This window comes from Simplicispira sedimenti (genome assembly GCF_022760965.1).
GTDB classification, from domain to species: Bacteria; Pseudomonadota; Gammaproteobacteria; order Burkholderiales; family Burkholderiaceae_C; genus Simplicispira; species Simplicispira sedimenti.
In genome coordinates this window covers 47,424-69,366 of the sequence record NZ_JAKVIJ010000015.1, presented here as the reverse complement: position 1 = coordinate 69,366, position 21,943 = coordinate 47,424, and the positions used below count along the sequence as shown (strand labels likewise).

21 protein-coding genes are annotated in these 21,943 nt (G+C 65.8%); 12 read left to right on the top strand and 9 right to left on the bottom strand.

Annotated elements, in window-relative coordinates:
* Positions 1 to 33 precede the first annotated feature (33 nt).
* The 4 genes from MJ602_RS15135 (at position 34) to argG (ending at position 3,026) form a co-directional block, all read left to right on the top strand.
* Positions 34 to 411, top strand: a complete 378-nt coding sequence (locus tag MJ602_RS15135) for an ArsC family reductase (RefSeq protein WP_243021625.1) — start codon at positions 34 to 36, stop codon at positions 409 to 411.
* A 118-nt stretch (positions 412 to 529) separates the two neighbouring features.
* A complete protein-coding gene (locus MJ602_RS15130; protein WP_243021624.1) occupies positions 530 to 1,174 on the top strand; it encodes a glycine zipper 2TM domain-containing protein in 645 nt (214 codons plus the stop codon).
* A gap of 170 nt (positions 1,175 to 1,344) precedes the next feature.
* The gene (gene ppnP, locus MJ602_RS15125) at positions 1,345 to 1,662 is read left to right on the top strand and encodes a pyrimidine/purine nucleoside phosphorylase (protein ID WP_162016491.1); all 318 of its coding nucleotides are present in this window, start codon (positions 1,345 to 1,347) and stop codon (positions 1,660 to 1,662) included.
* A 26-nt stretch (positions 1,663 to 1,688) separates the two neighbouring features.
* Positions 1,689 to 3,026: an argininosuccinate synthase gene (argG, locus tag MJ602_RS15120; protein ID WP_243021623.1), complete on the top strand. Its 1,338-nt coding sequence runs from the start codon at positions 1,689 to 1,691 to the stop codon at positions 3,024 to 3,026.
* A 113-nt stretch (positions 3,027 to 3,139) separates the two neighbouring features.
* Here argG and murB read toward each other — a convergent pair whose 3' ends face one another.
* Positions 3,140 to 4,213, bottom strand: a complete 1,074-nt coding sequence (murB, locus tag MJ602_RS15115) for a UDP-N-acetylmuramate dehydrogenase (protein ID WP_162016493.1) — start codon at positions 4,211 to 4,213, stop codon at positions 3,140 to 3,142.
* A 66-nt stretch (positions 4,214 to 4,279) separates the two neighbouring features.
* On the opposite strand from murB, the gene MJ602_RS15110 reads away from it, so the two are divergent.
* Genes MJ602_RS15110 through MJ602_RS15100 form a run of 3 tightly spaced genes read left to right on the top strand, consistent with a single transcriptional unit; the run spans position 4,280 to position 6,440 of the window.
* Positions 4,280 to 4,765 (top strand): YajQ family cyclic di-GMP-binding protein, encoded by a 486-nt coding sequence (locus MJ602_RS15110; protein ID WP_162016494.1) that lies wholly within the window; start codon positions 4,280 to 4,282, stop codon positions 4,763 to 4,765.
* A gap of 26 nt (positions 4,766 to 4,791) precedes the next feature.
* Positions 4,792 to 5,445, top strand: coding sequence for a retropepsin-like aspartic protease family protein (locus MJ602_RS15105; RefSeq protein ID WP_162016495.1), 654 nt, complete (start codon positions 4,792 to 4,794; stop codon positions 5,443 to 5,445).
* A complete protein-coding gene (locus MJ602_RS15100) occupies positions 5,445 to 6,440 on the top strand; it encodes an HD-GYP domain-containing protein (protein ID WP_243021622.1) in 996 nt (331 codons plus the stop codon). The genes MJ602_RS15105 and MJ602_RS15100 overlap by 1 nt, the downstream gene beginning before the upstream one ends.
* A gap of 13 nt (positions 6,441 to 6,453) precedes the next feature.
* On the opposite strand, the gene MJ602_RS15095 is transcribed toward MJ602_RS15100, so the two are convergent.
* Genes MJ602_RS15095 through MJ602_RS15075 form a run of 5 tightly spaced genes read right to left on the bottom strand, consistent with a single transcriptional unit; the run spans position 6,454 to position 10,654 of the window.
* Positions 6,454 to 7,440, bottom strand: a complete 987-nt coding sequence (locus tag MJ602_RS15095; protein ID WP_243021621.1) for an LD-carboxypeptidase — start codon at positions 7,438 to 7,440, stop codon at positions 6,454 to 6,456.
* 37 nt (positions 7,441 to 7,477) lie between these two features.
* The gene (gene tadA, locus MJ602_RS15090; RefSeq protein ID WP_243021620.1) at positions 7,478 to 8,869 is read right to left on the bottom strand and encodes a tRNA adenosine(34) deaminase TadA; all 1,392 of its coding nucleotides are present in this window, start codon (positions 8,867 to 8,869) and stop codon (positions 7,478 to 7,480) included.
* Positions 8,870 to 8,926: 57 nt separating this feature from the next.
* A complete protein-coding gene (locus tag MJ602_RS15085; protein ID WP_162016500.1) occupies positions 8,927 to 9,151 on the bottom strand; it encodes a hypothetical protein in 225 nt (74 codons plus the stop codon).
* A gap of 1 nt (position 9,152) precedes the next feature.
* A complete protein-coding gene (locus MJ602_RS15080) occupies positions 9,153 to 9,782 on the bottom strand; it encodes an FMN-binding negative transcriptional regulator (protein ID WP_243021619.1) in 630 nt (209 codons plus the stop codon).
* A 50-nt stretch (positions 9,783 to 9,832) separates the two neighbouring features.
* Complete coding sequence (locus tag MJ602_RS15075; RefSeq protein ID WP_162016502.1) at positions 9,833 to 10,654, bottom strand: type IV pili methyl-accepting chemotaxis transducer N-terminal domain-containing protein; 822 nt, start codon at positions 10,652 to 10,654, stop codon at positions 9,833 to 9,835.
* A gap of 152 nt (positions 10,655 to 10,806) precedes the next feature.
* Here MJ602_RS15075 and moaA point away from each other — a divergent pair, with 152 nt between their 5' ends.
* The 4 genes from moaA to MJ602_RS15055 all read left to right on the top strand — a co-directional run bounded on the left by moaA (position 10,807) and on the right by MJ602_RS15055 (position 14,129).
* Positions 10,807 to 11,943 carry a GTP 3',8-cyclase MoaA gene (gene moaA / locus MJ602_RS15070; protein ID WP_243021618.1) on the top strand — a complete coding sequence of 379 codons (1,137 nt, stop codon included), beginning with the start codon at positions 10,807 to 10,809 and terminating at the stop codon, positions 11,941 to 11,943.
* Positions 11,944 to 11,952: 9 nt separating this feature from the next.
* The gene (gene mobA, locus MJ602_RS15065; protein WP_243021617.1) at positions 11,953 to 12,609 is read left to right on the top strand and encodes a molybdenum cofactor guanylyltransferase MobA; all 657 of its coding nucleotides are present in this window, start codon (positions 11,953 to 11,955) and stop codon (positions 12,607 to 12,609) included.
* Positions 12,610 to 12,857: 248 nt separating this feature from the next.
* Positions 12,858 to 13,421, top strand: coding sequence for a c-type cytochrome (locus tag MJ602_RS15060; protein WP_242455353.1), 564 nt, complete (start codon positions 12,858 to 12,860; stop codon positions 13,419 to 13,421).
* Between the two features lie 39 nt (positions 13,422 to 13,460).
* The gene (locus MJ602_RS15055; RefSeq protein WP_243021616.1) at positions 13,461 to 14,129 is read left to right on the top strand and encodes a hypothetical protein; all 669 of its coding nucleotides are present in this window, start codon (positions 13,461 to 13,463) and stop codon (positions 14,127 to 14,129) included.
* Between the two features lie 6 nt (positions 14,130 to 14,135).
* Here the strand turns inward: MJ602_RS15055 and MJ602_RS15050 are convergent, their stop codons facing one another.
* Positions 14,136 to 15,518 carry a phenylacetate--CoA ligase family protein gene (locus MJ602_RS15050; RefSeq protein WP_243021615.1) on the bottom strand — a complete coding sequence of 461 codons (1,383 nt, stop codon included), beginning with the start codon at positions 15,516 to 15,518 and terminating at the stop codon, positions 14,136 to 14,138.
* 282 nt (positions 15,519 to 15,800) lie between these two features.
* Between MJ602_RS15050 and MJ602_RS15045 the strand changes: the two genes are divergently transcribed.
* Positions 15,801 to 17,600 (top strand): PHA/PHB synthase family protein, encoded by a 1,800-nt coding sequence (locus tag MJ602_RS15045; RefSeq protein ID WP_243021614.1) that lies wholly within the window; start codon positions 15,801 to 15,803, stop codon positions 17,598 to 17,600.
* A 58-nt stretch (positions 17,601 to 17,658) separates the two neighbouring features.
* On the opposite strand, the gene MJ602_RS15040 is transcribed toward MJ602_RS15045, so the two are convergent.
* Positions 17,659 to 20,754 (bottom strand): efflux RND transporter permease subunit, encoded by a 3,096-nt coding sequence (locus MJ602_RS15040; protein ID WP_243021613.1) that lies wholly within the window; start codon positions 20,752 to 20,754, stop codon positions 17,659 to 17,661.
* Positions 20,755 to 20,775: 21 nt separating this feature from the next.
* Entirely contained in the window at positions 20,776 to 21,894 is a 1,119-nt protein-coding gene (locus MJ602_RS15035; RefSeq protein WP_341474766.1) for an efflux RND transporter periplasmic adaptor subunit, read from the bottom strand.
* Between the last annotated feature and the right edge of the window lie 49 nt (positions 21,895 to 21,943).

The window sequence follows — 21,943 nt, the reverse complement described above, 5'->3', positions numbered from 1 at the left end:
TCGCCCAGCCCGAAGCTGGAGCATGATGGAGCCATGAAAATCACCCTTTTTGGCATTCCGAACTGCGACACGGTCAAGAAGGCCCGCGCCTGGCTGACGGCCCAGGGCCTGGACTACCAATTCCGCAACTTCGCAACACAAGGCGTCCCCGCCGAACACCTGCAGCGCTGGGTGGCGCACTGCGGCTGGGAGACGGTGCTCAACCGTCGCGGCACCACCTGGCGCAAGCTGAGCGCCGAGGAGCAAGCCAGCGCAAAAGACGCCGCCAGCGCCCAGGTGCTGATGCAGCAGCACCCCAGTCTCATCAAACGCCCGGTGGTGGAGTGGCCGCTGGCCCAAGGGCCGCTGATCACGGTGGGATGGGACGCCCAGGCATGGGCCCAACACGCCAGCGCAATGCAAAACGTCTGAAACCGCACAGTTTCTTACGTATCTTTACCTGGAAACTGCCCGTCCGATACCTTGCACCGATAAACTTTTCTACAGTCTGGCGCGTTATGGAGTCGGACCCGTTTCCCTGGAGAACCCCATGAAAAAAGCCATCGCCTTCACCGTTTTGGCGGCCACCGCCACACTGGCCAGCGCACAGGAACAAGCCCGCGTGCTCTCGGCCACCCCCATCGTGCAGCAGGTCGCCATCCCGCGCCAGGTGTGCACCAACGAGACGGTGTACACCGGCCAGCGCACCACCGGAGGCGGCGCAGTGCTCGGCGCCATCGCGGGCGGCGCCGCTGGCAACGCCGTGGGCAAGGGCAGCGGCCGCGCAGCAGCCACGGCCATTGGCGTGATCGGTGGCGCCGTGCTGGGCAACCACATCGAGGGCCAGGGCCGCCCCCAGTATGAGAACGTACAGCGCTGCGGCACCGAAACCTATTATGAAAACCGCACCGTGGGCTACAACGTGGTGTACGAGTATGCAGGCCGCCAGTATTCCACCCAGACCGCCACCGATCCTGGGCGCTACATCACCGTACAGGTGCAGCCCACGAGCCAGCCCGCCCCCTACGGCCAAAGTGGCTATGTGCAGCCAGGCGTCGTCAGCTCGCCTTACACCAGCTATCCCCAGCCTGGCGTGACGGTCATTGAGTACGGATACGAAAACGACCCCTACCGACCTCGCCATCCCCACTACCCGCCGCACAATCACTACAACAACAATCCCTACGATCGCTGATCCATCCAGCTTCGTTTTCTCCGAGGGCCAGGCAGGGCCCTCTTTTTTTGCCAAGGTGCTGTGGGCTGTGGCCTGGGCCGGACAAACCGACCTGGAATACATCCGGGTCACGGCGGTCAAAGCTGTCACCTAGAATGCAGGGTTTGTCCCCGTTCCAGCAAAGAACTCCCATGACCACCGAAAAAATCGACGGCGTCAGCGTCACCACCAAGGCCAATGTGTACTTTGACGGCAAATGCGTGAGCCACGGCATCACCTTTCCCGATGGCACCAAAAAGTCGGTTGGCGTCGTGCTGCCCGCCACGCTGACGTTCAACACCGGTGCACCTGAAATCATGGAATGCGTGGCGGGCGCTTGCGAGTACAAGCTCGCGGGCAGCGATGCCTGGGTCCAGTCCAGCGCGGGCGACAAGTTCAGCGTGCCCGGCAATTCCAGCTTCGACATCCGCGTGACCGAGGCCTACCACTACATCTGCCATTTCGGCTGAAACACTACCGAACCGGATTCCTGCACATGGCAACCATCCTCCAAAATCTTCCCGTCGGCCAAAAGGTCGGCATCGCCTTCTCCGGCGGCCTCGATACCAGCGCCGCACTGCGCTGGATGAAGAACAAGGGCGCCCTGCCCTACGCCTACACGGCCAACCTGGGCCAGCCCGACGAGCCCGACTACGACGCCATCCCGCGCAAGGCCATGGAATACGGCGCCGAGCAGGCGCGCCTGATCGACTGCCGCACGCAACTGGCCCATGAAGGCATTGCCGCACTGCAGGCCGGCGCCTTCCACATCAGCACCGCCGGCGTGACCTACTTCAACACCACGCCGCTGGGCCGCGCCGTCACCGGCACCATGCTGGTGTCGGCCATGAAGGAGGACGACGTCCACATCTGGGGCGACGGCTCGACCTTCAAGGGCAACGACATCGAGCGCTTCTACCGCTACGGCCTGCTGACCAACCCCTCTCTGCGCATCTACAAGCCCTGGCTGGACCAGCAGTTCATCGACGAGCTGGGCGGCCGCGCCGAGATGTCGGCCTTCATGACCAAGGAAGGCTTCGGCTACAAGATGAGTGCCGAGAAGGCCTACAGCACCGACAGCAACATGCTGGGCGCCACGCACGAAGCCAAGGATCTGGAGTTTCTCAACAGCGGCATCCGCATCGTCAACCCCATCATGGGCGTGGCGTTCTGGAAGCCCGAGGTGGAAGTCAAGGCCGAGGAAGTGTCCGTGACCTTCAACGAAGGCCAGCCCGTGGCCCTCAACGGCAAGGAGTTGAACGACCCCGTCGAGCTGATCCTCGAAGCCAACCGCATCGGCGGCCGCCATGGCCTGGGCATGAGCGACCAGATCGAGAACCGCATCATCGAGGCCAAGAGCCGCGGCATCTACGAGGCCCCCGGCCTGGCGCTGCTGCACATCGCCTACGAGCGCCTGGTGACCGGCATCCACAACGAGGACACCATCGAGCAGTACCGCATGAACGGCCTCAAGCTCGGCCGCCTGCTGTACCAGGGCCGCTGGTTCGACCCGCAAGCCATCATGCTGCGCGAAACTGCCCAGCGCTGGGTGGCGCGCGCCATCACCGGCACCGTGACGCTGGAGCTGCGCCGTGGCAACGACTACTCGCTGCTCAACACCGAGTCGCCCAACCTGACCTACGCGCCCGAGCGTCTGTCGATGGAGAAGGTGGAAGACGCGCCCTTCTCGCCCGCCGACCGCATCGGCCAGCTCACCATGCGCAACCTCGACATCGTGGACACGCGCGACAAGCTCATGACCTACGCCAAGTCCGGCCTGCTGACGCTGGGCCAGGGCTCGCCGCTGCCGCAACTGGGTAATGACGACAAGTAAGCCCTGCACCCCGCGCACCCATGAAAAAAACCGCCTTCGGGCGGTTTTTTTCATGGTCTTTTTGGCATTCAACGCTTATCCAGCAAGCGTTAGTAGCTATTAAATTTATAGCATCACAAAACCACCGGCTCTGGCTCCAGCCGGATGCCAAAGCGCTCATAGACGCTGGTCTGGATGGCGCGGGCCAGGGTCATGACCTCGCCGCCGGTCACACTGTCGGCGCCCTGCCCCCGGTTGACCAGCACCAGCGCCTGCTTTTCATACACACCGGCCTTGCCCACGGTTTTGCCCTTCCAGCCGCAGGCGTCAATCAGCCAGCCCGCCGCTAGTTTGATGCTGCCGTCGGGCATGGGGTAGTGCACGATCTTGGGATCGCGCGCGATGATGTCCTGGCACTGCTCGGGGGTGACGGTGGGGTTCTTGAAAAAGCTCCCGGCGTTGCCCAGTACGGCCGGGTCGGGCAGCTTGGCACTGCGGATGGCGCACACCCAGTCAAAAATCTGCTGCGCCGTGGGTTCGGCAATGCCCGTCTCCTGCCGTTTGCGCTCCAGGTCCAGGTAGCCCAGCTCGGGGCGCCAGGCGCGCGGCAGGCGCAGACGCACGTGGGTGATGACGGCCCGCCCCGCCAACCCCATGCCACGCGGCAGTTGCTCGCCGCTGCCCGGCTGGGCCGGGGGGTGCTTGAAAACCGAATCGCGGTAGCCAAAGGCGCACTGCGCGGCATCGAGCGTGAAGGTCTGGCCCGTGGCCAGATCGAAGGCGGTCAGGGAATCAAAGCGGTCCTGCAGCTCCACCCCGTAAGCGCCGATGTTCTGCACCGGGGCGGCGCCCACCGTGCCGGGAATCAGCGCCAGGTTCTCCAGCCCCGGCCAACCCTGCTGCAAGGTCCAGGCCACCGTGCCATGCCAGGGCTCGCCCGCCGCCACTTCCACCACCCAGGCGTCGGGGGTTTCCTGCACCAGGCGGCGCCCACGCAGCTCCATCTTCAGCACCGTGGTTTTCACATCGCCCGTGAGCACCACATTGCTGCCCCCGCCCAGCACAAACACCGCCTCGCCCGCCCGCACGGCGGTGTGGTGCCAATCCACCAGATCCTGCAGGCTGCGCACGCGCACCAGGGTTTCGGCACGGGCCACGATGCCAAAGCTGTTGTAGGGCTGTAAAGAGACGTTTTTCTCGACTAACATTGCCTCCATTGTCGCACCCGCCTTTGCAGGCGGTGCTGCGTTGACTTTTCCTATTGCTGTTCTGCCATGCCGTCTTTTGATACCGTTTGTGAAGCCGATTTTGTCGAAGTGAAGAATGCCGTGGAGAACGCGGCCAAGGAGATCGGCACGCGTTTTGACTTCAAGGGCACGTCTGCCGCCGTCGAGCTCAAGGACAAGGAGATCACACTCTTTGGCGATGCCGAGTTCCAACTCACCCAGGTCGAGGATCTGCTGCGCAACAAGCTCACCAAGCGCAACGTGGATGTGCGCTTTCTCGACATCGGCAAGCCCCAGAAAGTTGGCGGCGACAAGGTCAAGCAGGTGGTCAAGGTGCGCAACGGCATCGACAGTGAGCTGGCCAAGAAGATCCAGCGTCTCGTCAAGGACAGCAAGATCAAGGTGCAGGCCGCCATCCAGGACGAAAAGGTGCGCGTCACCGGCGCCAAGCGCGACGACCTGCAGGCCGTGATGGCGCTGATCCGCAAGGAAATCGCCGACATGCCGCTGTCGTTCAACAACTTCCGCGACTGACAGCGCACCACCCCGGGAGCCCCTCCATGCCGCAGCGCCCTTCTCTTGTTCGGTCTGCCCTGCTGCTGGGGCTGGGCCTGTGGTGCAGTGCTGCGGCCCAGGCGGCCCCGGCCGTCTCGCTGGCTGGGGTGCTGGGCGGCAAGGCCCTGCTCGTGGTCGATGGAGCGCCGCCCAAGGGCGTGGCACCGGGCCAGACCCACCAGGGGGTGAAGGTGGTGTCGGTCAGCCGCGATGCCGTGGTCGTCGATATCAACGGCGCCAGCAGCACCTTGCGGCTGGGCGAGTCGCCGGTGAACGTAGGCGGCTCCGGCGCGGGCCGCCGCATCGTGCTCAAGGGCGACAGCCGGGGGCATTTCGTCAACCAGGGCATGATCAACGGGCGCATCATGCAGTTCATGGTGGATACCGGTGCCACCACCGTGTCCATCGGCCGCCCGGACGCCGAACGCATGGGTCTCAAATACCAGGGCGGCCAGGTGGTGAACATGAACACCGCCAACGGCGTGACCCAGGGCTGGCGCATGCGGCTGGACTCGGTCCGCATCGGCGATGTGGAAGTGCTCAACGTCGATGCCATCATCACCCCGCAGGCCATGCCCTACGTGCTGCTGGGCAACAGTTTTCTGGGCCAGTTCCAGATGACACGCACGAACGACCAAATGGTGCTGGAAAAGCGCTGATGCCTACCTCTGCCCCCCTGCGCCCCACCCACGACGACGAGTACGAGGACCTGCTCGGGCTTTGGGGCGATCTGGAGTCGGGCCTGTCGGTGCTGCTCTCGCGCCCGCAGAACGTGGTGGACTTTGGCGCCAAGGTGCGCCAGTTCGACCAATGGCTGCAAGACCTGGTGGCGCACGACATCGACAGTGCGCTGTACCTGATGTTCCAGCTCGCGGCCACGTCCACCGTGGGCTACAGCACATCGCATGCACTGGTGTGCGGCACGCTGTGCCACATCATGGCGCGCGAGTTCGGGCTGCCCGTGACCGAGCGCAACGCGCTGGTGCGCGCGGCGCTGACCATGAACATCGCCATGACCCGCCTGCAGGACGAACTGGCCGCGCAGCGCGAGCAGCCCAGCCCAGCGCAAAAAGAGGCCATCAACGCGCACCCGCACCGATCACAGGATCTGTTGGTGCAACTGAACATCACCAACGGCCTGTGGCTGGACCTGGTTGGCCAGCACCATGAGCGGGTATCCGAGCGCGACCCCCTGCACAGCCTGAGCGAGGTGGACCGGCTGACGCGCATCCTGGGCACCATCGACCGCTATGCCGCCATGATCAGCCCGCGCAAGTCCCGCCCAGGGCGCAGCGCCACCGACTCGGTGCGCGCATTGGTGGAAATGGACCAGCGCGACGAGGTCGGCCTGGTGTTGGTGCGTACCGTGGGCCTGTGCCCACCAGGCTCCTTCGTACGCCTGGACAACGGCGACATTGCCGTGGTACTGCGCCGCAGCGCCAAGCCCAACCTGCCCCTGGTGGCCAGCATCGTGGATCGCGGTGGCAAGCTGCTGACCGAACCCCGGCTGCACCAGACGATGGAAGGCAAGCCCCGCATCCAGTCGGCCCTGGCACGCAACGCGGTGACCGTGGAACTGAACCACCGCACCATGGTGCGCCTGGGTCTCTTTGCCGCCATGCCCGAACTAACGACCCAGCCCGCTGCGCTGTAACCCAGCGCTTCACTCAGTTCAGGTGCCCCCAGTAAATCAAGGCATCGCGCCCCTGTACCGACAGATCGACCTGGGCCCCCACAGGCAGCAATACTTTGGTAGGCACATGGCCATAGGGCAGGCCCGTGAGCACCTGAATGCTCAACTGGCTGCGCAGCCAGTCCACCACGGTCTGCAGCTTGAAGCCCTTGTCGTGCGGCGCCAGCCGGTAGTTGCTGAACTGGCCCAGCACCAGCGCCTTTTGCCGCGCCAGCACACCGGCATGCAGCAGTTGCGTGAGCATGCGCTCCACCCTGTAGGGGTGCTCGTTCACGTCCTCGACAAACAGAATGCCACCGTCCACCTGCGGAAAGTACGGCGTACCCACCAGCGCGCACAGCACGGCCAGGTTGCCCCCCCACAGGGTGCTCGATGCAACCTCGAACTCGGGCAGCGGCGCTTCGGGCGTACCTGCGGCCCGCCGCTCCTTGGGCATGCGCCAGCCAGCGCCCTCGCCGTGGCCGGTGAGCAGGTCGTCAAAACAGGCTTCCATGATGTCGTCAGGCCCCTCCTGCACGCCAAAGTCGGCGCCCAGCGCGGGGCCGGCCCAGGTCAGGGCGCCGGCCTGCGCCAGCACGGCACACTGCAGCGCGGTGAAGTCGCTGACGCCCACAAACTGCGTGCCCTTGTCCACCGCCCGTGCCACGGCAGCACAGTCGATGCCCGGCAGGATGCGCGTGAGGCCATAGCCTCCGCGTGAGATCAGCGCCACATCGGCGCCGCTGGCGGCTGCCCGGTGGATGGCGGCCAGGCGCGTGGCATCGTCGCCCGCAAAGCGGGTGTGCTGTGCCAGGGCGTCGGGGTCGATCTCCACCTCATGCCCCAGTGCCTGCAGGCGTTTGACACCCCGACGAAAGGCCGCCTTGTCGCGCACGGCGCTGGAAGGCGAATAGATGTAGATGTGCTTGGGGCCGTGGTCGTGGCCGCAGCCACAGGCGGCATGTTCGTGGTCGGAAGACAAGGCGTTCGGGCCCTGCGCGGGCCCGCTCCGTGGATGCTCAAAGGCGGAAGTATTCCACAGCCTGCTGGGCAATCGACGCGCCGTGCTCCTGCACGAAATGGCCTGCCTGCGGCAGCACCACCAGTTCGGGCGCGCCGCGCACGGTGTGTTGCAGGCGCTGCATCACCGGCACGCCCAGCACAGGGTCGCGTGCACCGGCAACAAACAGGCTGCGGCCAGCCCAGGTGTTCTGCCAGAAATCGCGCGCAGCCTGGGAGAGCGCTGCGCCCGGCGCCTGGGGGTGATCAGGCACGAGGCGGGGGAAGGCACGCAACGCAGCGCGGTGGCCCGCGTCGGGGAACGGCGCATCGTAGGCAGCGCACTCGGCTGCACCCAGGTGCGGGTTGCCACGCGCCAGCAAGCGGCCCACGCCGAACAAGGGCTTGTCGGCGCACATGGCGCGCCAATCCAGAAAGCCCTGCGAAAGCGGCTCCTCGCCTGTGGCCAGCAGTGTGTTCATGGCCAGCAGGCCGACAAAGCGCTCAGGCATCTCCATGGGCAGCGTCAGGCCCAGGATGCCACCCCAATCCTGCACCACCAACACCACGTTGTGCAGGTCCAGCCGCTGCACCAGCTCCAGCAGCACCTGGCGGTGCCCGTCAAAGCTGTGGGCACGTTCCTTCTTGGGCTTGTCGCTCTTGCCAAAGCCGATCAGGTCGGGGGCAACGACGCGGTGGCCGGCCTGCACAAAGACCGGCAGCATGTGCCGGTACAGGTAGCTCCAGGCCGGGTTGCCGTGCAGGCACAGCCAGGTGATGGGCGCATCGCGCGGGCCTTCGTCGAGGTAGTGCAGGCGCCAACCCGCCAGCGCGGGCAGGTCGCTCACGTAGTGTGGTGCCCAGGGGTAGCCGGGCAGGTCAGCAAAGCGCGCCTCGGGCGTGCGCAGCGCATCGTCGCGCAGTGGGTGGGCGGCCAGCGCCTGGCTGCGCTGTTGCTGGCGGCGGGCGCGGAAGAACTGGGCCAGCAGCGCCCCGCATTCCTGCGCCAGCACCCCGCCCTGCACCTGGGTGTGGTGGTTGAGCAAGGGCTGGGCAAACAGATCCACCACCGATCCGGCCGCGCCGGTCTTGGGGTCTGCTGCGCCGTACACCACGCGCGGCAGCCGCGCGTGCAGGAGCGCACCGCTGCACATGGCACAGGGCTCCAGCGTCACATAGAGCGTGCAGTCCTCCAGCCGGTAGTTACCCAACTGCTGCGCCGCCGCCCGCAGAGCGACGATTTCCGCGTGGGCTGTGGGGTCGTGCCCTGCCACCGGGGCGTTGCGGCCAGTGGCAATCAGCTGGTCGCCACGCACCAGCACAGCGCCCACAGGCACCTCGCCTGCTTGCGCTGCAGCTTGCGCCTGCGCCAGAGCCAGGCGCATCCAGTGCTCATCTTGCACAAGGTTCATTGCTATTATTTTGATAGCTACTTGCGCCTATTTTATAAGCGCTAGAAGCCGATTTCTTCAATATTCGACCGAAGCTGGGCGTGCCTGCTGCATGGCCTGGTCGAGCGCCTTGCGGTACTGCTCCTGCACCTGCTGGGCCTGCGCAGGGGTGGTCACCGTGGTGGGCATGTCCGGCAGCGGCGCCACGGGTGCCACGGCGGGAGGCGGCAGGGTTTTGCGCGTGAGCAGTGCCACCACGGCCAGCACCACCAGCAACGAAATGAGCCCCAGGGCTGCTCGCATGTCACTCCTCCTGTGCGGGCACCATGCCCAGCGTTTCCATCCATTGCGCCAAAGCCTGCGCATCCGGCCCACCCTGGCGGTAGGCGGCATGCAGGGCGGCGTGCGACTCCTTGTGGTGCTGGTTGAGCTTGAGCTTGCATTGCAACCCGGTCACATGCAGTTCAAAGGCCACGATGCCCGCCATCATCTTGTGTGCAAACGCCTCTCCCAGGGCACGCCACGGGGCGGCATACGGGGGTTCGTGATCGCCGATCAGGGCCTTGAGCAGGGCATCTTTGGCCGCAGGTTCCTCCACCATCTCAGCGCGCACCCGGCAGTGCACCGCCAGGTAGTTCCAGCTGGGTACACGCTGAAGGTCAGGGTACACAGCGGGTGAAAGGTAGGCGTGCGGCCCCAGAAAGGCTACCAGCGCCTCGGGGCGCTGTTGCAGATAGCGCCAGTGCGGATTGCCACGCGCGCAATGGCCCAGCAGCACACGCTGATCGCCGCGCACCTGCAAGTGCAGGGGAAGATGGGTGATGAAGGGAAAGCCCTCGTCGTCGGTGGAGACCAGGCTGGCCAGCGGGTGTGCCCGCATCAATGCATCGGCATGCGCGCCGTCGGGGCTTTGGAATTGGGCAGGCAGGTACATGATGGAGTCCGCGTCGGGCCTCCACTGTACCTCTGCAAGACAGTGCCCGATCAGCCCAGAACGTCTTTGAGCGCTGCGTCGTACTGGTTGGTCAGCTTCTCCAGCACTTCCACCAGACGCTCACTGGTGGTGGCCACCGTTTCCAAGCCCTTGTCGTCGGGCTTGCGCAGTATGGCCGTTTCAAAAAAGAGCCATTGGGCCTGGCCCAGTTCCAGTTCATTGCGGATGGCAGGCGTGCTGATTGGCGCTGCCTTGAGGGTTTCAAATCCCTTCTTGAATTCAGCGACGTCAGCTTTCATCTGATCCTGCAAACCCTTGCCGTCCAGTTTGGCCGCAGTCAAAAAGTAATCTCGGGCAATCCGTTGGGACAATGCGCGCTGACGACCTGCCACGTTGATCAGTTTGGCCGAGCCGACCTTTGCCACCTTTTCAAAGACCTCTGCCGTCGCATTGGTCGCAGCCATCACCTTGTCTGACTGCATCGTCACCGCAGATACGGTCTCTCGGGTCGGGGGCAGCACGGCCATGGCATCGGAAGCCTCGGCCAGCTTCTTGATGTCAGCAATACGGCTTGCCAACTCAGCAGGCAGCGGTGCCGTGGACAACTCGTCAAACCCTTTGCGCACCTGCTGACGCACATCCAGCAAGACCTTGTTGGAAAACTCCGGCAGCACGCCCAGCAGGATCTGGCAATAGGATTTGGCCAGTCGCTGCGACAGAACCCGGTTACGCACCGTGCGGTTGAAGGCCGTGGACAACGCCAGCTGCGCCTGCGCCTGGCCCATCATGGGAGTCAGCGCCAGAATGGTGGCCGACTGAAGGACCATGCGCCGGGACAGACCGCCGACAGCGCTGCATTCAATAGTTTTCATATATAGCCACCATTAAAAAAAACGAACATATTGTGCAGTACAAACCCTAGTGAAATTCTTGATTCACGTCAGTTTCTCTCATCGTATTGCGAATCTTTTCGGTCATGGCATCTGGCCTGGGAACCTCAGGGTAAATACTGCAAAATCCCCCCATGTCTGAACGCGTCATCCCCTTGGTGGATCAGCGAACCGCAGCCTTGGCAGCCCGGATACCCGCTATGCCCGTTGCGCCTACCGGCCTGCTGACCGATGCGCGGGGCCGCCCCCTGCGTGACCTGCGCATCAGCGTGACCGATCGGTGCAACTTCCGCTGCAACTACTGTATGCCCAAGGAAGTGTTCGACAAAGGCTACCCATACCTTCCCCAAAGCGACCTGCTGAGCTTTGAAGAAATCACGCGCCTGACCTCTGTTTTCCTGGGCCATGGCGTGCGCAAGATCCGGCTCACGGGGGGCGAACCGCTGTTGCGTCGCAACATCGAGGCGCTGATTGCGCAGCTCGCCGCCCTGCGCACAGTGGACGGCAACCCGCCTGAAATCACGCTCACCACCAACGGCTCCCTGCTCGCCCGCAAGGCCCGCGCGCTGCGCGAGGCGGGCCTTCAGCGTGTGACGGTGAGTCTGGATGGTTTGGACGACTCCGTGTTCCAGCGCATGAACGATGTGGGCTTCCCGGTGGCCGATGTGCTGGAGGGCATTGATGCTGCGCGCCACGCAGGCCTGCACCCTGTCAAGGTCAACATGGTGGTCAAGCGTGGCACCAACGAGCACGAAATCCTGCCCATGGCCAAACACTTCATAGGCACAGGCGTCATCCTGCGCTTCATCGAGTACATGGACGTGGGCGCCACCAATGGCTGGCGCATGGACGAGGTGCTGCCGTCGCACGAACTCATCCGTCGCCTGCGCGCCGAACTCCCGCTGGTGCCGCTGGAGCCCAGCGCACCGGGTGAAACCGCCGAACGCTGGGGCTACGCCGACGCCCACGGCCAGCACGACCCTGCGCTGGGCGAGGTGGGCGTCATCAGCAGCGTGACCCAGGCGTTTTGCGGCGACTGCAACCGCGCCCGCCTCTCGACCGAGGGGCGCCTCTACCTGTGCCTGTTTGCCGACAACGGCTACGACCTGCGCGGTCTGCTGCGTGCGGGTGCCAGCGACCAGGATCTGGCCAGTGCGCTGGGTTCCATCTGGCAAGGTCGCAGCGACCGCTATTCGGAGTTGCGTGCCAGCCTGGCACCCGACCTTGGCCAGGCCAAACGGCGCATAGAAATGAGCTACATCGGTGGCTGAGCACTGCGCATGATCACCCCCGACAACATCACGGGCCTGGTGCTCGCTGGTGGGCGGGGCTTGCGCATGGGTGGCACCGACAAGGGCCTGCAGGTGCTGGCCGGCAAGCCCCTGGCATTGCATGCGCTGGAGCGGCTGCGCCCCCAGGTGGGCGCCCTGCTGGTCAATGCCAACCGCAACACTGCGGCCTATGCCACTTTTGGTGTACCGGTGTGCCCCGACACGGTGGAGGGATTTGCCGGACCGCTGGCCGGCTTTCTGGCCGGGCTGGCGCAATGCCGTACGCCCTGGCTGCTCACCGTGCCTTGCGACAGCCCACGCTTTCCCACCGATCTGGCGACACGCCTGGCCGCCGCTGCCCTGTCCCAGGATGCGGAGATCGCCATCGCACTGGCCACCGACCACGAAGCACCCGATGCAGCCCTGCGCCCCCAGCCCGTGTTCTGCCTGCTGCGCTCCAGCCTGCAGGACAGCCTGCAGCGCTTTGTCGCCGAAGGGGGCCGCAAGGTTGGTGCATGGACGGCGCTGCACCGCTGCGCCACCGTGCCATTCAACCAACCCGGTGATAACCCGCACGCGTTCTTCAACGCCAACACACTGGATGAACTGCGCCTGCTGAGCCAAGCGCAGGGAGATGCAGGCAAAAGGCACAGGCCTGGCCATTGACTCGCCCCCTGTCCACTGGGTCCAGCGCGGCCAAAGGTCGCCGCGCCGATGAAACCGCACATTGTTTGATTTAACCCCAGAGTCTTGCCCATGACCCAACCGTCTTTCGACCTAGAATGACCACTTTCAAAATGTGGTTTATTGCTATGGTCAGACGTGTTCACATGGTTTTGGCAATGGCCTTGGTGGCCTGCACAGCGTGGCAACCTGCATCCGCCCAATCCGCCCGGGCCCGAGCGACCGCCAAGGTGGATCTCGATAGCCGTTTCGCCGAAGTCCAGGCCCAGCCCAAGTTGGCCGACGATCTTTACAAACTGGGTCGCAAAGTGGCCGCCGTGTGTGCCAATTGCCATGGTGACGGCGGCAACAGCACCAAACCCTCCGTGCCCAATCTCGCCGGGCAGAACCCCGCCTACCTCTTGGAGCAACTGCGCCAGTTCGCCGATGGCCGACGCCGCAACGAGTTCATGGAAGGCATGATCCGGGCCATGAATGCCGACGAGAAGATCGGCATGGTGCTGTACTACTCGGCCCAGGAGGTGACCCACAAGCCTGCGGCCAACGCGGAGATGGCCGCCAAGGGCCAGGGCATTTTCAGCAAGAACTGCTTCCGGTGCCACGGCGATGCCGGGCGGGGCAGCGACCAGATTGCGCGCATTGCTGGCCAGCAACCCGACTACCTGAGTTTGACCCTCAAACGCTACCGTGACGGTGCCGAGGTTCGCGCCAACTCCATCATGACGCCCAATACCAAGCACCTGACCAACGCCGACATCGACGCCGTGGTGGCTTACGTGTCGTCGATGCCCTGAGACACAGCGGCGCCCTTGGCGGTGGGAGACAATCACCGCATGGATTCACGGCATCTTCCTCTTCTTCGACTTGCTGGGCTGGTGTTGGTCATCGCCGGTCTGGTCGATATCGCAGCCCTGGCCTACAGCCTCAGCCAGGGCACCAACGACCCCGCAGGATGGGGCCTGTTCGCCTTGGCAAGCGGCGCGCTGGTGTTTCGGGGCAGCCTGCTCGCGGCGTTCGTGGTGCGCTGGGTGGCCTGCCTTGCACTTGCGGCCAGCACGGCATTGCTCCTGGGCATGCCCATGATGCAGCCCTTCAGCCTCACCTTCACGCAGTTGCGCCTGAACCAAGGCCCGGCCCTGGAGTCGGTGGCCATCACAGCCGCAGTGCTGGCGCTGCTGGCCTGGCTGGTGTGGCAGCTGGGGCGCGCGCCCATCCGTGCCGCACGCCACAGTGCAGGCCTGCCGCAGCGCTCCATGCTCGTCCCCGTGCTGGCCGGCGTGGCCATGGTCATGGTGCTGGCCGTTTTCCTGGTCACCATGCGGATCGGCACCACGGCCAACAACGCCAAGATCCTGGCCGAGCAGAAGGTGGGGCCAGGCTACCGCTTCCATATCAGCTCATTGCGCAGCAGCCAGGGCGACAATGGCAAGTCGGTGGTTGGAGTGGTCATCGCCTGGAAGGAAGATGACATCCAGCGCATCCCCGTGCACTGGCTGGAGTGAAAAGGGTCAACAGGCCACGATGCGGCACGCCTTGCCGCTGCGCCCCCTGGGCACACTGTGGCCCAGCTCGGTACGCACCTGGATGGGCGCCAGCCCCTGGCTGGCGGCGTAGCCTTTGAGCGCCGCACGGCAGCGCGCCGCAGCGGCCCGCCCCTCTTCGCCGCGCAGGGGCAGGCGCAGCAACAGCGTGCTGGCATCGATCTGACGCAGGTGAAAGTCGAACACGCCCGCGCCCTCCTCCAGCACCGTGCTCAGCGCCAAGGGCAGCAGCGTGGCCGTGCCGCCATCGCTGCGGACCATGCGCAGCGGGTCGTCCTGGCGGCCACGCACCTCGATCACCGGCAAGGGGGATCCGCAGGCACAGGATTCGCCCCGCAGCACCACCTGGTCAGCCAACTCGTAGCGAATGAGCGGCTGCACCTGGTTGGCCAGGCTGGTCAGCAACACGCTGCAGGCAGGCTCGCCCGCTGGCACGGGGCGGTGCTTTTCGTCCACCGGCTCCAGGATGACCCAGTCGGCGTTGAGGTGCATGTGCCCATGCACGCATTCCCAGCCCATGGCCAGAAACTCCGAGGCCCCGTAGCTGTTGCGCAGCACCCCGCCCAACCCCTGGAGAATGTGCGCGCGCACCGCCGGGCTGAGGGTTTCACCACCGGTCCAGATCTCGCGCGGCGCAATGTGCAGGCGCCCCTCCAGCGCCTCTTGCGCGAGCAAGGCCGCTGCTGTGGGGTAGGTGATGAGCACCGTGGGCGCAAAGGCATTGAGCCCATCCACCAGTTGCGCCGTGGGGACCTGGATGGAAAAGCTGCGCGTGGTGGCCGCTATCCAGGGGTTGATGCTGCGCAGGCGCTGCAGCGACACCATGCTGGCAAAGTGCCCGCCCGTCGCGCCCACAAAGGCATGGCGCTCGGACAGGTGCAGCGGGTCCATCCAGTGTGCCAGCGGGCGCCGCTGGCAGCGGCGCAAGGCTTCCAGCGCGTCGTACACGGCCATGGCATGGCCGTCCTGCACAAAAATGCCCGGCATCCCGGCAGTGCCCGAACTCTCCCACACCATGTAGCGGCCCAGCCAGGGCTCGGCAACGCGCTCGGGGTCGGCGGTGAGTTCGCGCAGCTCGTCAAGATGCAAGCGCGGGTCGGTCACCCAGTCATCGAAGCGCTCCATGAGCTGACCGCGAGTGACCACCGGCAGATCCTGCAGCTGCGTACTGGCGCTGGCCCGGGTGCCCAGGTGCTCCTGGTAAAAACGCGACCCACGCAGCGCGTTGTCCAACATCTGGGCCAGCCGGTTGCGCTGGCGTTGGGCAATGCCGACGCGGCCACTGCGCTGTGCCGCCACCACGTCCATCGAAATCAGCGACAAGCGCAGCAGGTCAAACACCGGCGTCATGCGCTGGCCTTTGCACCTGCGGCGCAGGAAGGCCGCAGCGTGCCAACGGGGGGAGGAATCGGCAGGGGCATCGGCGGAAGTGCTCCAAGGAAATGCAGGCGCCATTTCGGGGCGCGGCGCCATGAACCGACCCATGACCACCACGACCCATCCTGCATCATAGAAAGCATGGCCCTTGGCAGCAATGGATGTCCTGCGGTTCCGCGCGGTCGTCATTGACCTGTGTCACGGACAGGTCGGTGTCGCGGCGCACAATGGATGATGTCCTCTCCAGGAGACCCCATGCCCCGCAAGCCCTCCTCCGCCCCTGCATCCACGCCCCCTCAGGCACCGCACCGCGCTGCTCGCGCTCCCCGCCCGGCAGAGACACCCACCCAGAAGCTCGACCGCCTGGCGCAGGCCGCCGCAGCACCACTGACCGGTGGGCTCTCGCCGGTGTCGCTGGGGCTGGCCGCTGCCGACTGGGCCTGGCACCTGGCCCTCTCGCCGGGGCGCCGACTGGAGCTGGCGGCACTGGCCATGCAGTTGGGACGCCAGCACCTGGCGGAAGGCTGGGCACCGGGCGACGAATCCCCTCCCCCCGATGAAGACCCGCGCTTTCGGCACGAGGCCTGGGCACAGTGGCCCTACCGCCAGTGGCGCGCGGGCTTTCGCGCTGCCGAGACCTTCTGGAGCGAAGCCACGCAAGTGCCCGGCATGACCACGCACCACGCCCAGCTCACCCACTTCTTTGCCCGCCAGTGGCTGGACATGCTGGCCCCCGCCAACTGGCCCGCCACCAACCCCCTGGTGCACCAGGACCTGTGGCACAACGGCGGTGCCCACCTGCGCCAGGGCCTGCAGAACTGGCTTGCCGACGCCACCGGCACGCCCGACGACAACGCGCCGCCGCAGCGCTTTCGCGTGGGACACGACGTGGCCGTCACTCCCGGCAAGGTGGTGTACCGCAACGCGCTGATCGAGCTGATCCGCTACACACCGCAATCCGCCAAGGTGCACCCCGAGCCCGTGCTCATCGTGCCGTCGTGGATCATGAAGTACTACATCCTCGACCTGTCGCCACACAACTCCATGGTGCGCTACCTGGTGCAACAGGGCCACACGGTGTACATGCTGTCCTGGCGCAACCCGGACGCACGCGATGCCGAACTCACCATGGACGACTACCTGCGCCTGGGCGTGCTCGATGCCCTGCAGGCCGTGGGCGTACAGCACGGCGCCGATACGCCCGTACACGCCATGGGCTACTGCCTGGGCGGCACGCTGCTGGCCATCGCCGCCGCTGCACTGGCCAGGCCCCAGGGCGTGGCCGGACAAGACCAGTTGCCGCCGTTGCGGAGCCTCTCGCTGCTGGCCGCGCAGACCGATTTCTCCGAGCCCGGCGAGCTGGGCCTGTTCATCGACGAGGGCCAGATCGACTGGCTGGACCACACCACCCGCGGCCAGGGCTACCTGTCGGGCAAACAAATGGCGGGTTCCTTCGAGTTTCTGCACTCGCGCGACCTGGTGTGGGCGCGGCGCATGCGCGAATACCTGCTGGGCGAGCGCGACCAGCCCAACGACCTGATGGCCTGGAACGCCGACAGCACACGCATGCCCGCGCGCATGCACCACGAATACCTGACCGACCTGTACCTGAACAACGCCCTGGCGCGCGGCAGCTACCGCGTGGAAGGCCGCCCTGTGTCGCTGGACGACCTGCACCTGCCCGTGTTTGTGGTGGGCACGCAGCGTGACCATGTCTCGCCCTGGACATCGGTGTACAAGCTGCACCACCTGTGCGACGCCGAGATCACCTTTGCACTGACCAACGGCGGACACAACGCAGGCATCATCTCCGAACCCGGCCACGCCGGCCGCCACTACCAGATGGCCACCCGCCCGGCGCACGGCCCCTGGATCGAAGCGGCAGACTGGGCCGCCAGCGCGCCACGGCACGAGGGTTCCTGGTGGAGCGCCTGGCAGGCCTGGCTGGCCGCCCGCTCCTCGGCACCGCAACCCGCTGCCCAAATCCCCAAGGCCAGCGTGCTGTGCGACGCGCCCGGCACCTATGTGCTGCAACGCTACCGCGAGAAAAATTAGATCAAATCAGCCCACAGGGCAATAAATACGGGCGCAAGCAGCTATCAAATAAATAGCATCAATGCGACGTCCCCGCAGGCTGCACCTGCGCATTGCGCGGCCCTGGCACGGCGCCCCGTGCCAGCAAGGCATACATGGTGGGCACCACAAATACGGTGAGTAACGTGCCCAGGCCCATGCCGCCCACGATGACCCAGCCGATCTGCATGCGGCTCTCCGCGCCTGCACCATGGGCCAAAGCCAAGGGGATGGCGCCCAACACCATGGCGCCAGTGGTCATGAGGATGGGGCGCAGGCGCTGGCTGGAGGCCTGCACCAGCGCATCGACCATTTCCAGCCCCTGGGCACGCAACTGGTTGGCAAACTCGACGATCAGGATGCCGTGCTTGGTGATCAAGCCCACCAGCGTGATCAGGCCAATCTGCGAATACACGTTGAGCGACCCCCCGCCCCATTTGAGCGCCAGCAGCGCCCCCAACATGGACAAGGGCACCGAGAGCAAGATGACCAGCGGGTCGATGAAGCTCTCGAACTGCGCCGCCAGCACCAGGTAGATGAACACCAGCGCCAGCACAAACACCACGCCCAGCGCCCCTTGCGAACTGCGGAATTCACGCGAGATGCCATTGAGCTCTGTGGTGTAGCCCGGCTTGAGCACCTGGGCGGCCGTGCGGTCCATGAAGGCCAGCGCCTCGCCCAGCGAATAGTCGGGCGCCAGGTTGGCGGTAATGGTGGCCGAACGGCGCTGACCAAAGTGGTTGAGTTCGCGCGGGCTCACGCTCTCCTGCACGCTGACCAGGCTGGACAGCGGCACCATGGCATCGCCGCGCCCACGCACATGGATGGCATCGATATCCTTCGGCGTGCTGCGGCTGCCGCCCTCGGTCTGCACGATCACGTCGAACTGTTCGGCATCGCGCTTGTAGCGTGTGACGGTGCGCCCCCCCAGCATGGTCTCGATGGCACGCGCCACCACGTCCACATTCACGCCCAGATCGGCCGCACGCTCCCGGTTGACGCTGATGCGCAGTTCAGGCTTGTTCAGGCGCAGGTCCACGTCGGGCGAGAGGATGCCGGGGTTCTTGGCCACCTCGGCCAGGATGCGCGAGACCGCAGCATGCAGATCCTCGTAACTCTCCGAGGTCTGCACCACAAAGTTGAGCGGCCGGGAGCGAAAACCCTGCCCCAGTGACGGCGGCGTGACGGGAAACGCGCTCACCCCCGGCAGGCTGCTGATGCGGCCCTGCATCTCGCGCGCCAGTTGCAGGGTGCTGCGCTGGCGCTCCTCCCAGTCCACTGCGCGATAGACCACACTGCCTTGCGACACGGTGGGATTGCCCACGTTGGCGTAGATGCGGTCGAACTCGGGGTAGTCGCGGCCGATTTTCTCCAGTTCACGTGCATAGCGGTCGGTGTATTCCAGCGTGGCGCCGTCGGGCGCGCTGAAGCTCGCCAGGACGGTGCCCCGATCTTCCAGCGGCGAGAGCTCCTGGCGCATGGTCGGCCAGATCAGCGCAATCGCCACCGCACAGGCCAGCATGACCGCCAGCACCAGCCAGCGTGCCTGCAGCAGCGCACCGGCACGGGCCGTGAGCACCCAACGCAGCAGGCGGCCGTAGCCATCGGACAGGGCCGTGAGCCAGCGCTCCATGCTGCGGTCGAACCAACCAGGCTTCGGGTTGTGGCGCAGCAGCAGCGAGCACATCATGGGCGAGAGCGTGAGCGCCACAAAGCCCGACACCAGCACCGCCCCGGCCAGTGCCAGCGCAAACTCGATGAACAGGCGCCCCGTGCGCCCCGGCGTGAAGGCCAGCGGCGCATACACCGCCACCAGCGTGAGCGTCATGGCGACAATGGCGAAGCCGATTTCACGCGCGCCCCGAATGGCTGCGCTGAAGGGCTCCATGCCCTCCTCGATGTGGCGGAAGATGTTCTCAAGCATGACGATGGCATCGTCCACCACCAGCCCAATGGCCAGCACCAGCGCCAGCAGCGTGAGCGTGTTGATGGAGAACCCGGCCAGGTGCATGAGCGCAAAGCTGCCGATCAGGCTGACCGGAATGGTCACGATGGGAATAATGGATGCGCGCACCGTGCGCAGGAAGACAAAGATCACCAGCGCCACCAGCACCACCGCCTCCACCAGGGTGGTGAACACGCTCTGGACAGAGCGGTCGATGTAGCGCGAGTTGTCGTTGGCGATCTCCACCGTCACCTCGGGCGGCAGGTCCGCCTGGAGCTGGGGCAGCATGTCGCGCACGCCCTTGGAGATGTCCAGCGGGTTGGCCGTGGTCTGGCGGATCACGCCCACCGAGATGGCCTCGCGCCCGTTCAGGCGCACGCGGCTGCGGTCGCTGGCCGGGCCCTCTTGCACGCGCGCCACATCGCCCAGGCGCACGGCAAAGCCGTTGACGCTGCGCACCACGATGTTGGCAAACTCCTGCGGCTGCGCCAGGCTGGTCTGCGCGGTCACGCTGAACTCGCGCTCCATCGACTCGATGCGCCCGGCAGGCAACTCCAGGTTGCTGCGGCGGATGGCATCTTCCACGTCCTGCGGCGTGAGCCGGTAGCCCGCCATGCGCTGCGGGTCCAGCCATACGCGCATGGCGTAACGGCGCTCGCCGTAGATCGGCACATCGGCCACGCCGCTCACGGTCTGCAGCCGGGGCTTGACGATGCGCACCAGCAGGTCGTTGATCTGCAGCGGTGAGAGTGTGTCGCTGCTGAAGGCCAGCCACATCACGGGCACGGCGTCGGCCTCGACCTTGGCAATCACGGGCTCATCCACCCCATCGGGCAGACGGTTGCGCACGCGGGAGGTGCGGTCGCGCACCTCGGCGGCGGCATTGTCGGCATCCTTTTCGAGCCGGAAGCGCACGCTGATCTGGCTTTGCTCGGCGCGGCTGAGCGAGGTGATGACATCGACGGCATCGATACCCGCGATCGAGTCTTCCAGCGGCTTGGTGACCTGCGCCTCCATCACCTCGGCCGAGGCCCCCCCGTAGCGAACGCTCACGGTGACCACGGGTTCGTCGATGCGCGGGTACTCGCGCACCGACAGACGATTGAAGCTCACGGCGCCGATCAAGAGCACCAACAGCGACAGCACGGTGGCCAGCACCGGGCGACGAATGGAGATTTCAGCCAACTGCATGGGGCAGGTGCTCCGACGCCGTCAACGGCCTGGTGCCTGGGCAGCGCTGGCCGCCGGGGCTGCGGGACGTGCCTCGGGCTGCGTCGCGGCCACGCGCACCGGCGTGCCGTCGCGCTGCAGCCGTTGCTGGCCTGCAGTGACCACCTGGTCCTGCAGCGCCAAGCCCTGGCGCACCTCGACCATGCCCTCGCGGCGCTGACCCAGTTGCACGCTGGTGCGGCGTGCCACCCAGCCCTGGGCCGAAGCATCGGCCTCCAGCCGGTACACATAGGGGCTGGTGCCCTGGGGCACGATGGCCTCCTCGGGAACGACCAGTGCCTGCACCGGGGCACCAAACACGGCGGTCACCCGTGCAAACATGCCGGGGCGCAGAACACCCTGGCGGTTGTCCAGCCCGGCGCGCACCGCCACCGAGCGGCCATTGGCATCGATCTGCGGGTCGATGGCCAAGACCTGCGCCTCGAAGCCGCGGCCGGGCAGCGCGTCCAACTCCACCCGCACAGCCTGGCCGGTGCGCAATTGCGTCTGGTAGCGCTCAGGCAGACGAAAGTCCACCACCATGCTGTCGATGTCCTCGATGTTGACGATGTCGGCCCCGTCCTTGAGGTAGTCGCCCACATGCACATTGCGGATGCCCGCCATGCCATCGAACGGCGCCACGATGCGCAGGCGCGCCACCTGGGCCTGTGCCAGCGCCAGCTTGGCCTGAGCCACCTGCAGGCTGGCTGCGCTCTCATCGAGCGAGCGTTGGCTCACAAAACCTTGCGCCACCAGCTCGCGGTTGCGCTGGTGGTTGGCCTGGGCAATGGACAGCTCGGCCTGCGCCTGCTGCACCTGGGCCAGGGGCAACTGATCGTCAAACTGCACCAGCACCTGACCCTTGCGCACACGCGCACCGTCGCTGAAGTGGATGTGCGTCACCCGCGCGCTGACCTCGGGCCGCAGCACCACGCTGCGACGCGAGCGCAGGCTGCCCACGGCCTGGGCCTCGTCGCCCAGGGCCATGCTGCGCACCATGGACACTTCCACCGCCACGGGTTGCGCCGGCCCCGAAGCGCCGGCACTGCGGGTGGGTGCGCCCAACTTGGCGGGTGTTGCAGGTTTTTGCAACCACCATGCGGCCCCCAAGGCAACGGTCAAGCCGCAGGCAGCGAGTACAAGGGTTGTGGTTCTGGAGAAGGCCATGGAG

Coding starts and splice junctions, on each gene's coding strand:
- MJ602_RS15040 (WP_243021613.1), bottom strand. CDS start 20,754: ATGCAGTTGGCTGAAATCTCCATTCGTCGCCCGGTGCTGGCCACCGTG.
- argG (WP_243021623.1), top strand. CDS start 1,689: ATGGCAACCATCCTCCAAAATCTTCCCGTCGGCCAAAAGGTCGGCATC.
- MJ602_RS15130 (WP_243021624.1), top strand. CDS start 530: ATGAAAAAAGCCATCGCCTTCACCGTTTTGGCGGCCACCGCCACACTG.
- ppnP (WP_162016491.1), top strand. CDS start 1,345: ATGACCACCGAAAAAATCGACGGCGTCAGCGTCACCACCAAGGCCAAT.
- murB (WP_162016493.1), bottom strand. CDS start 4,213: ATGTTAGTCGAGAAAAACGTCTCTTTACAGCCCTACAACAGCTTTGGC.
- MJ602_RS15105 (WP_162016495.1), top strand. CDS start 4,792: ATGCCGCAGCGCCCTTCTCTTGTTCGGTCTGCCCTGCTGCTGGGGCTG.
- tadA (WP_243021620.1), bottom strand. CDS start 8,869: ATGAACCTTGTGCAAGATGAGCACTGGATGCGCCTGGCTCTGGCGCAG.
- MJ602_RS15050 (WP_243021615.1), bottom strand. CDS start 15,518: ATGACGCCGGTGTTTGACCTGCTGCGCTTGTCGCTGATTTCGATGGAC.
- MJ602_RS15100 (WP_243021622.1), top strand. CDS start 5,445: ATGCCTACCTCTGCCCCCCTGCGCCCCACCCACGACGACGAGTACGAG.
- MJ602_RS15075 (WP_162016502.1), bottom strand. CDS start 10,654: ATGAAAACTATTGAATGCAGCGCTGTCGGCGGTCTGTCCCGGCGCATG.
- MJ602_RS15085 (WP_162016500.1), bottom strand. CDS start 9,151: ATGCGAGCAGCCCTGGGGCTCATTTCGTTGCTGGTGGTGCTGGCCGTG.
- MJ602_RS15045 (WP_243021614.1), top strand. CDS start 15,801: ATGCCCCGCAAGCCCTCCTCCGCCCCTGCATCCACGCCCCCTCAGGCA.
- mobA (WP_243021617.1), top strand. CDS start 11,953: ATGATCACCCCCGACAACATCACGGGCCTGGTGCTCGCTGGTGGGCGG.
- MJ602_RS15135 (WP_243021625.1), top strand. CDS start 34: ATGAAAATCACCCTTTTTGGCATTCCGAACTGCGACACGGTCAAGAAG.
- moaA (WP_243021618.1), top strand. CDS start 10,807: ATGTCTGAACGCGTCATCCCCTTGGTGGATCAGCGAACCGCAGCCTTG.
- MJ602_RS15110 (WP_162016494.1), top strand. CDS start 4,280: ATGCCGTCTTTTGATACCGTTTGTGAAGCCGATTTTGTCGAAGTGAAG.
- MJ602_RS15080 (WP_243021619.1), bottom strand. CDS start 9,782: ATGTACCTGCCTGCCCAATTCCAAAGCCCCGACGGCGCGCATGCCGAT.
- MJ602_RS15055 (WP_243021616.1), top strand. CDS start 13,461: ATGGATTCACGGCATCTTCCTCTTCTTCGACTTGCTGGGCTGGTGTTG.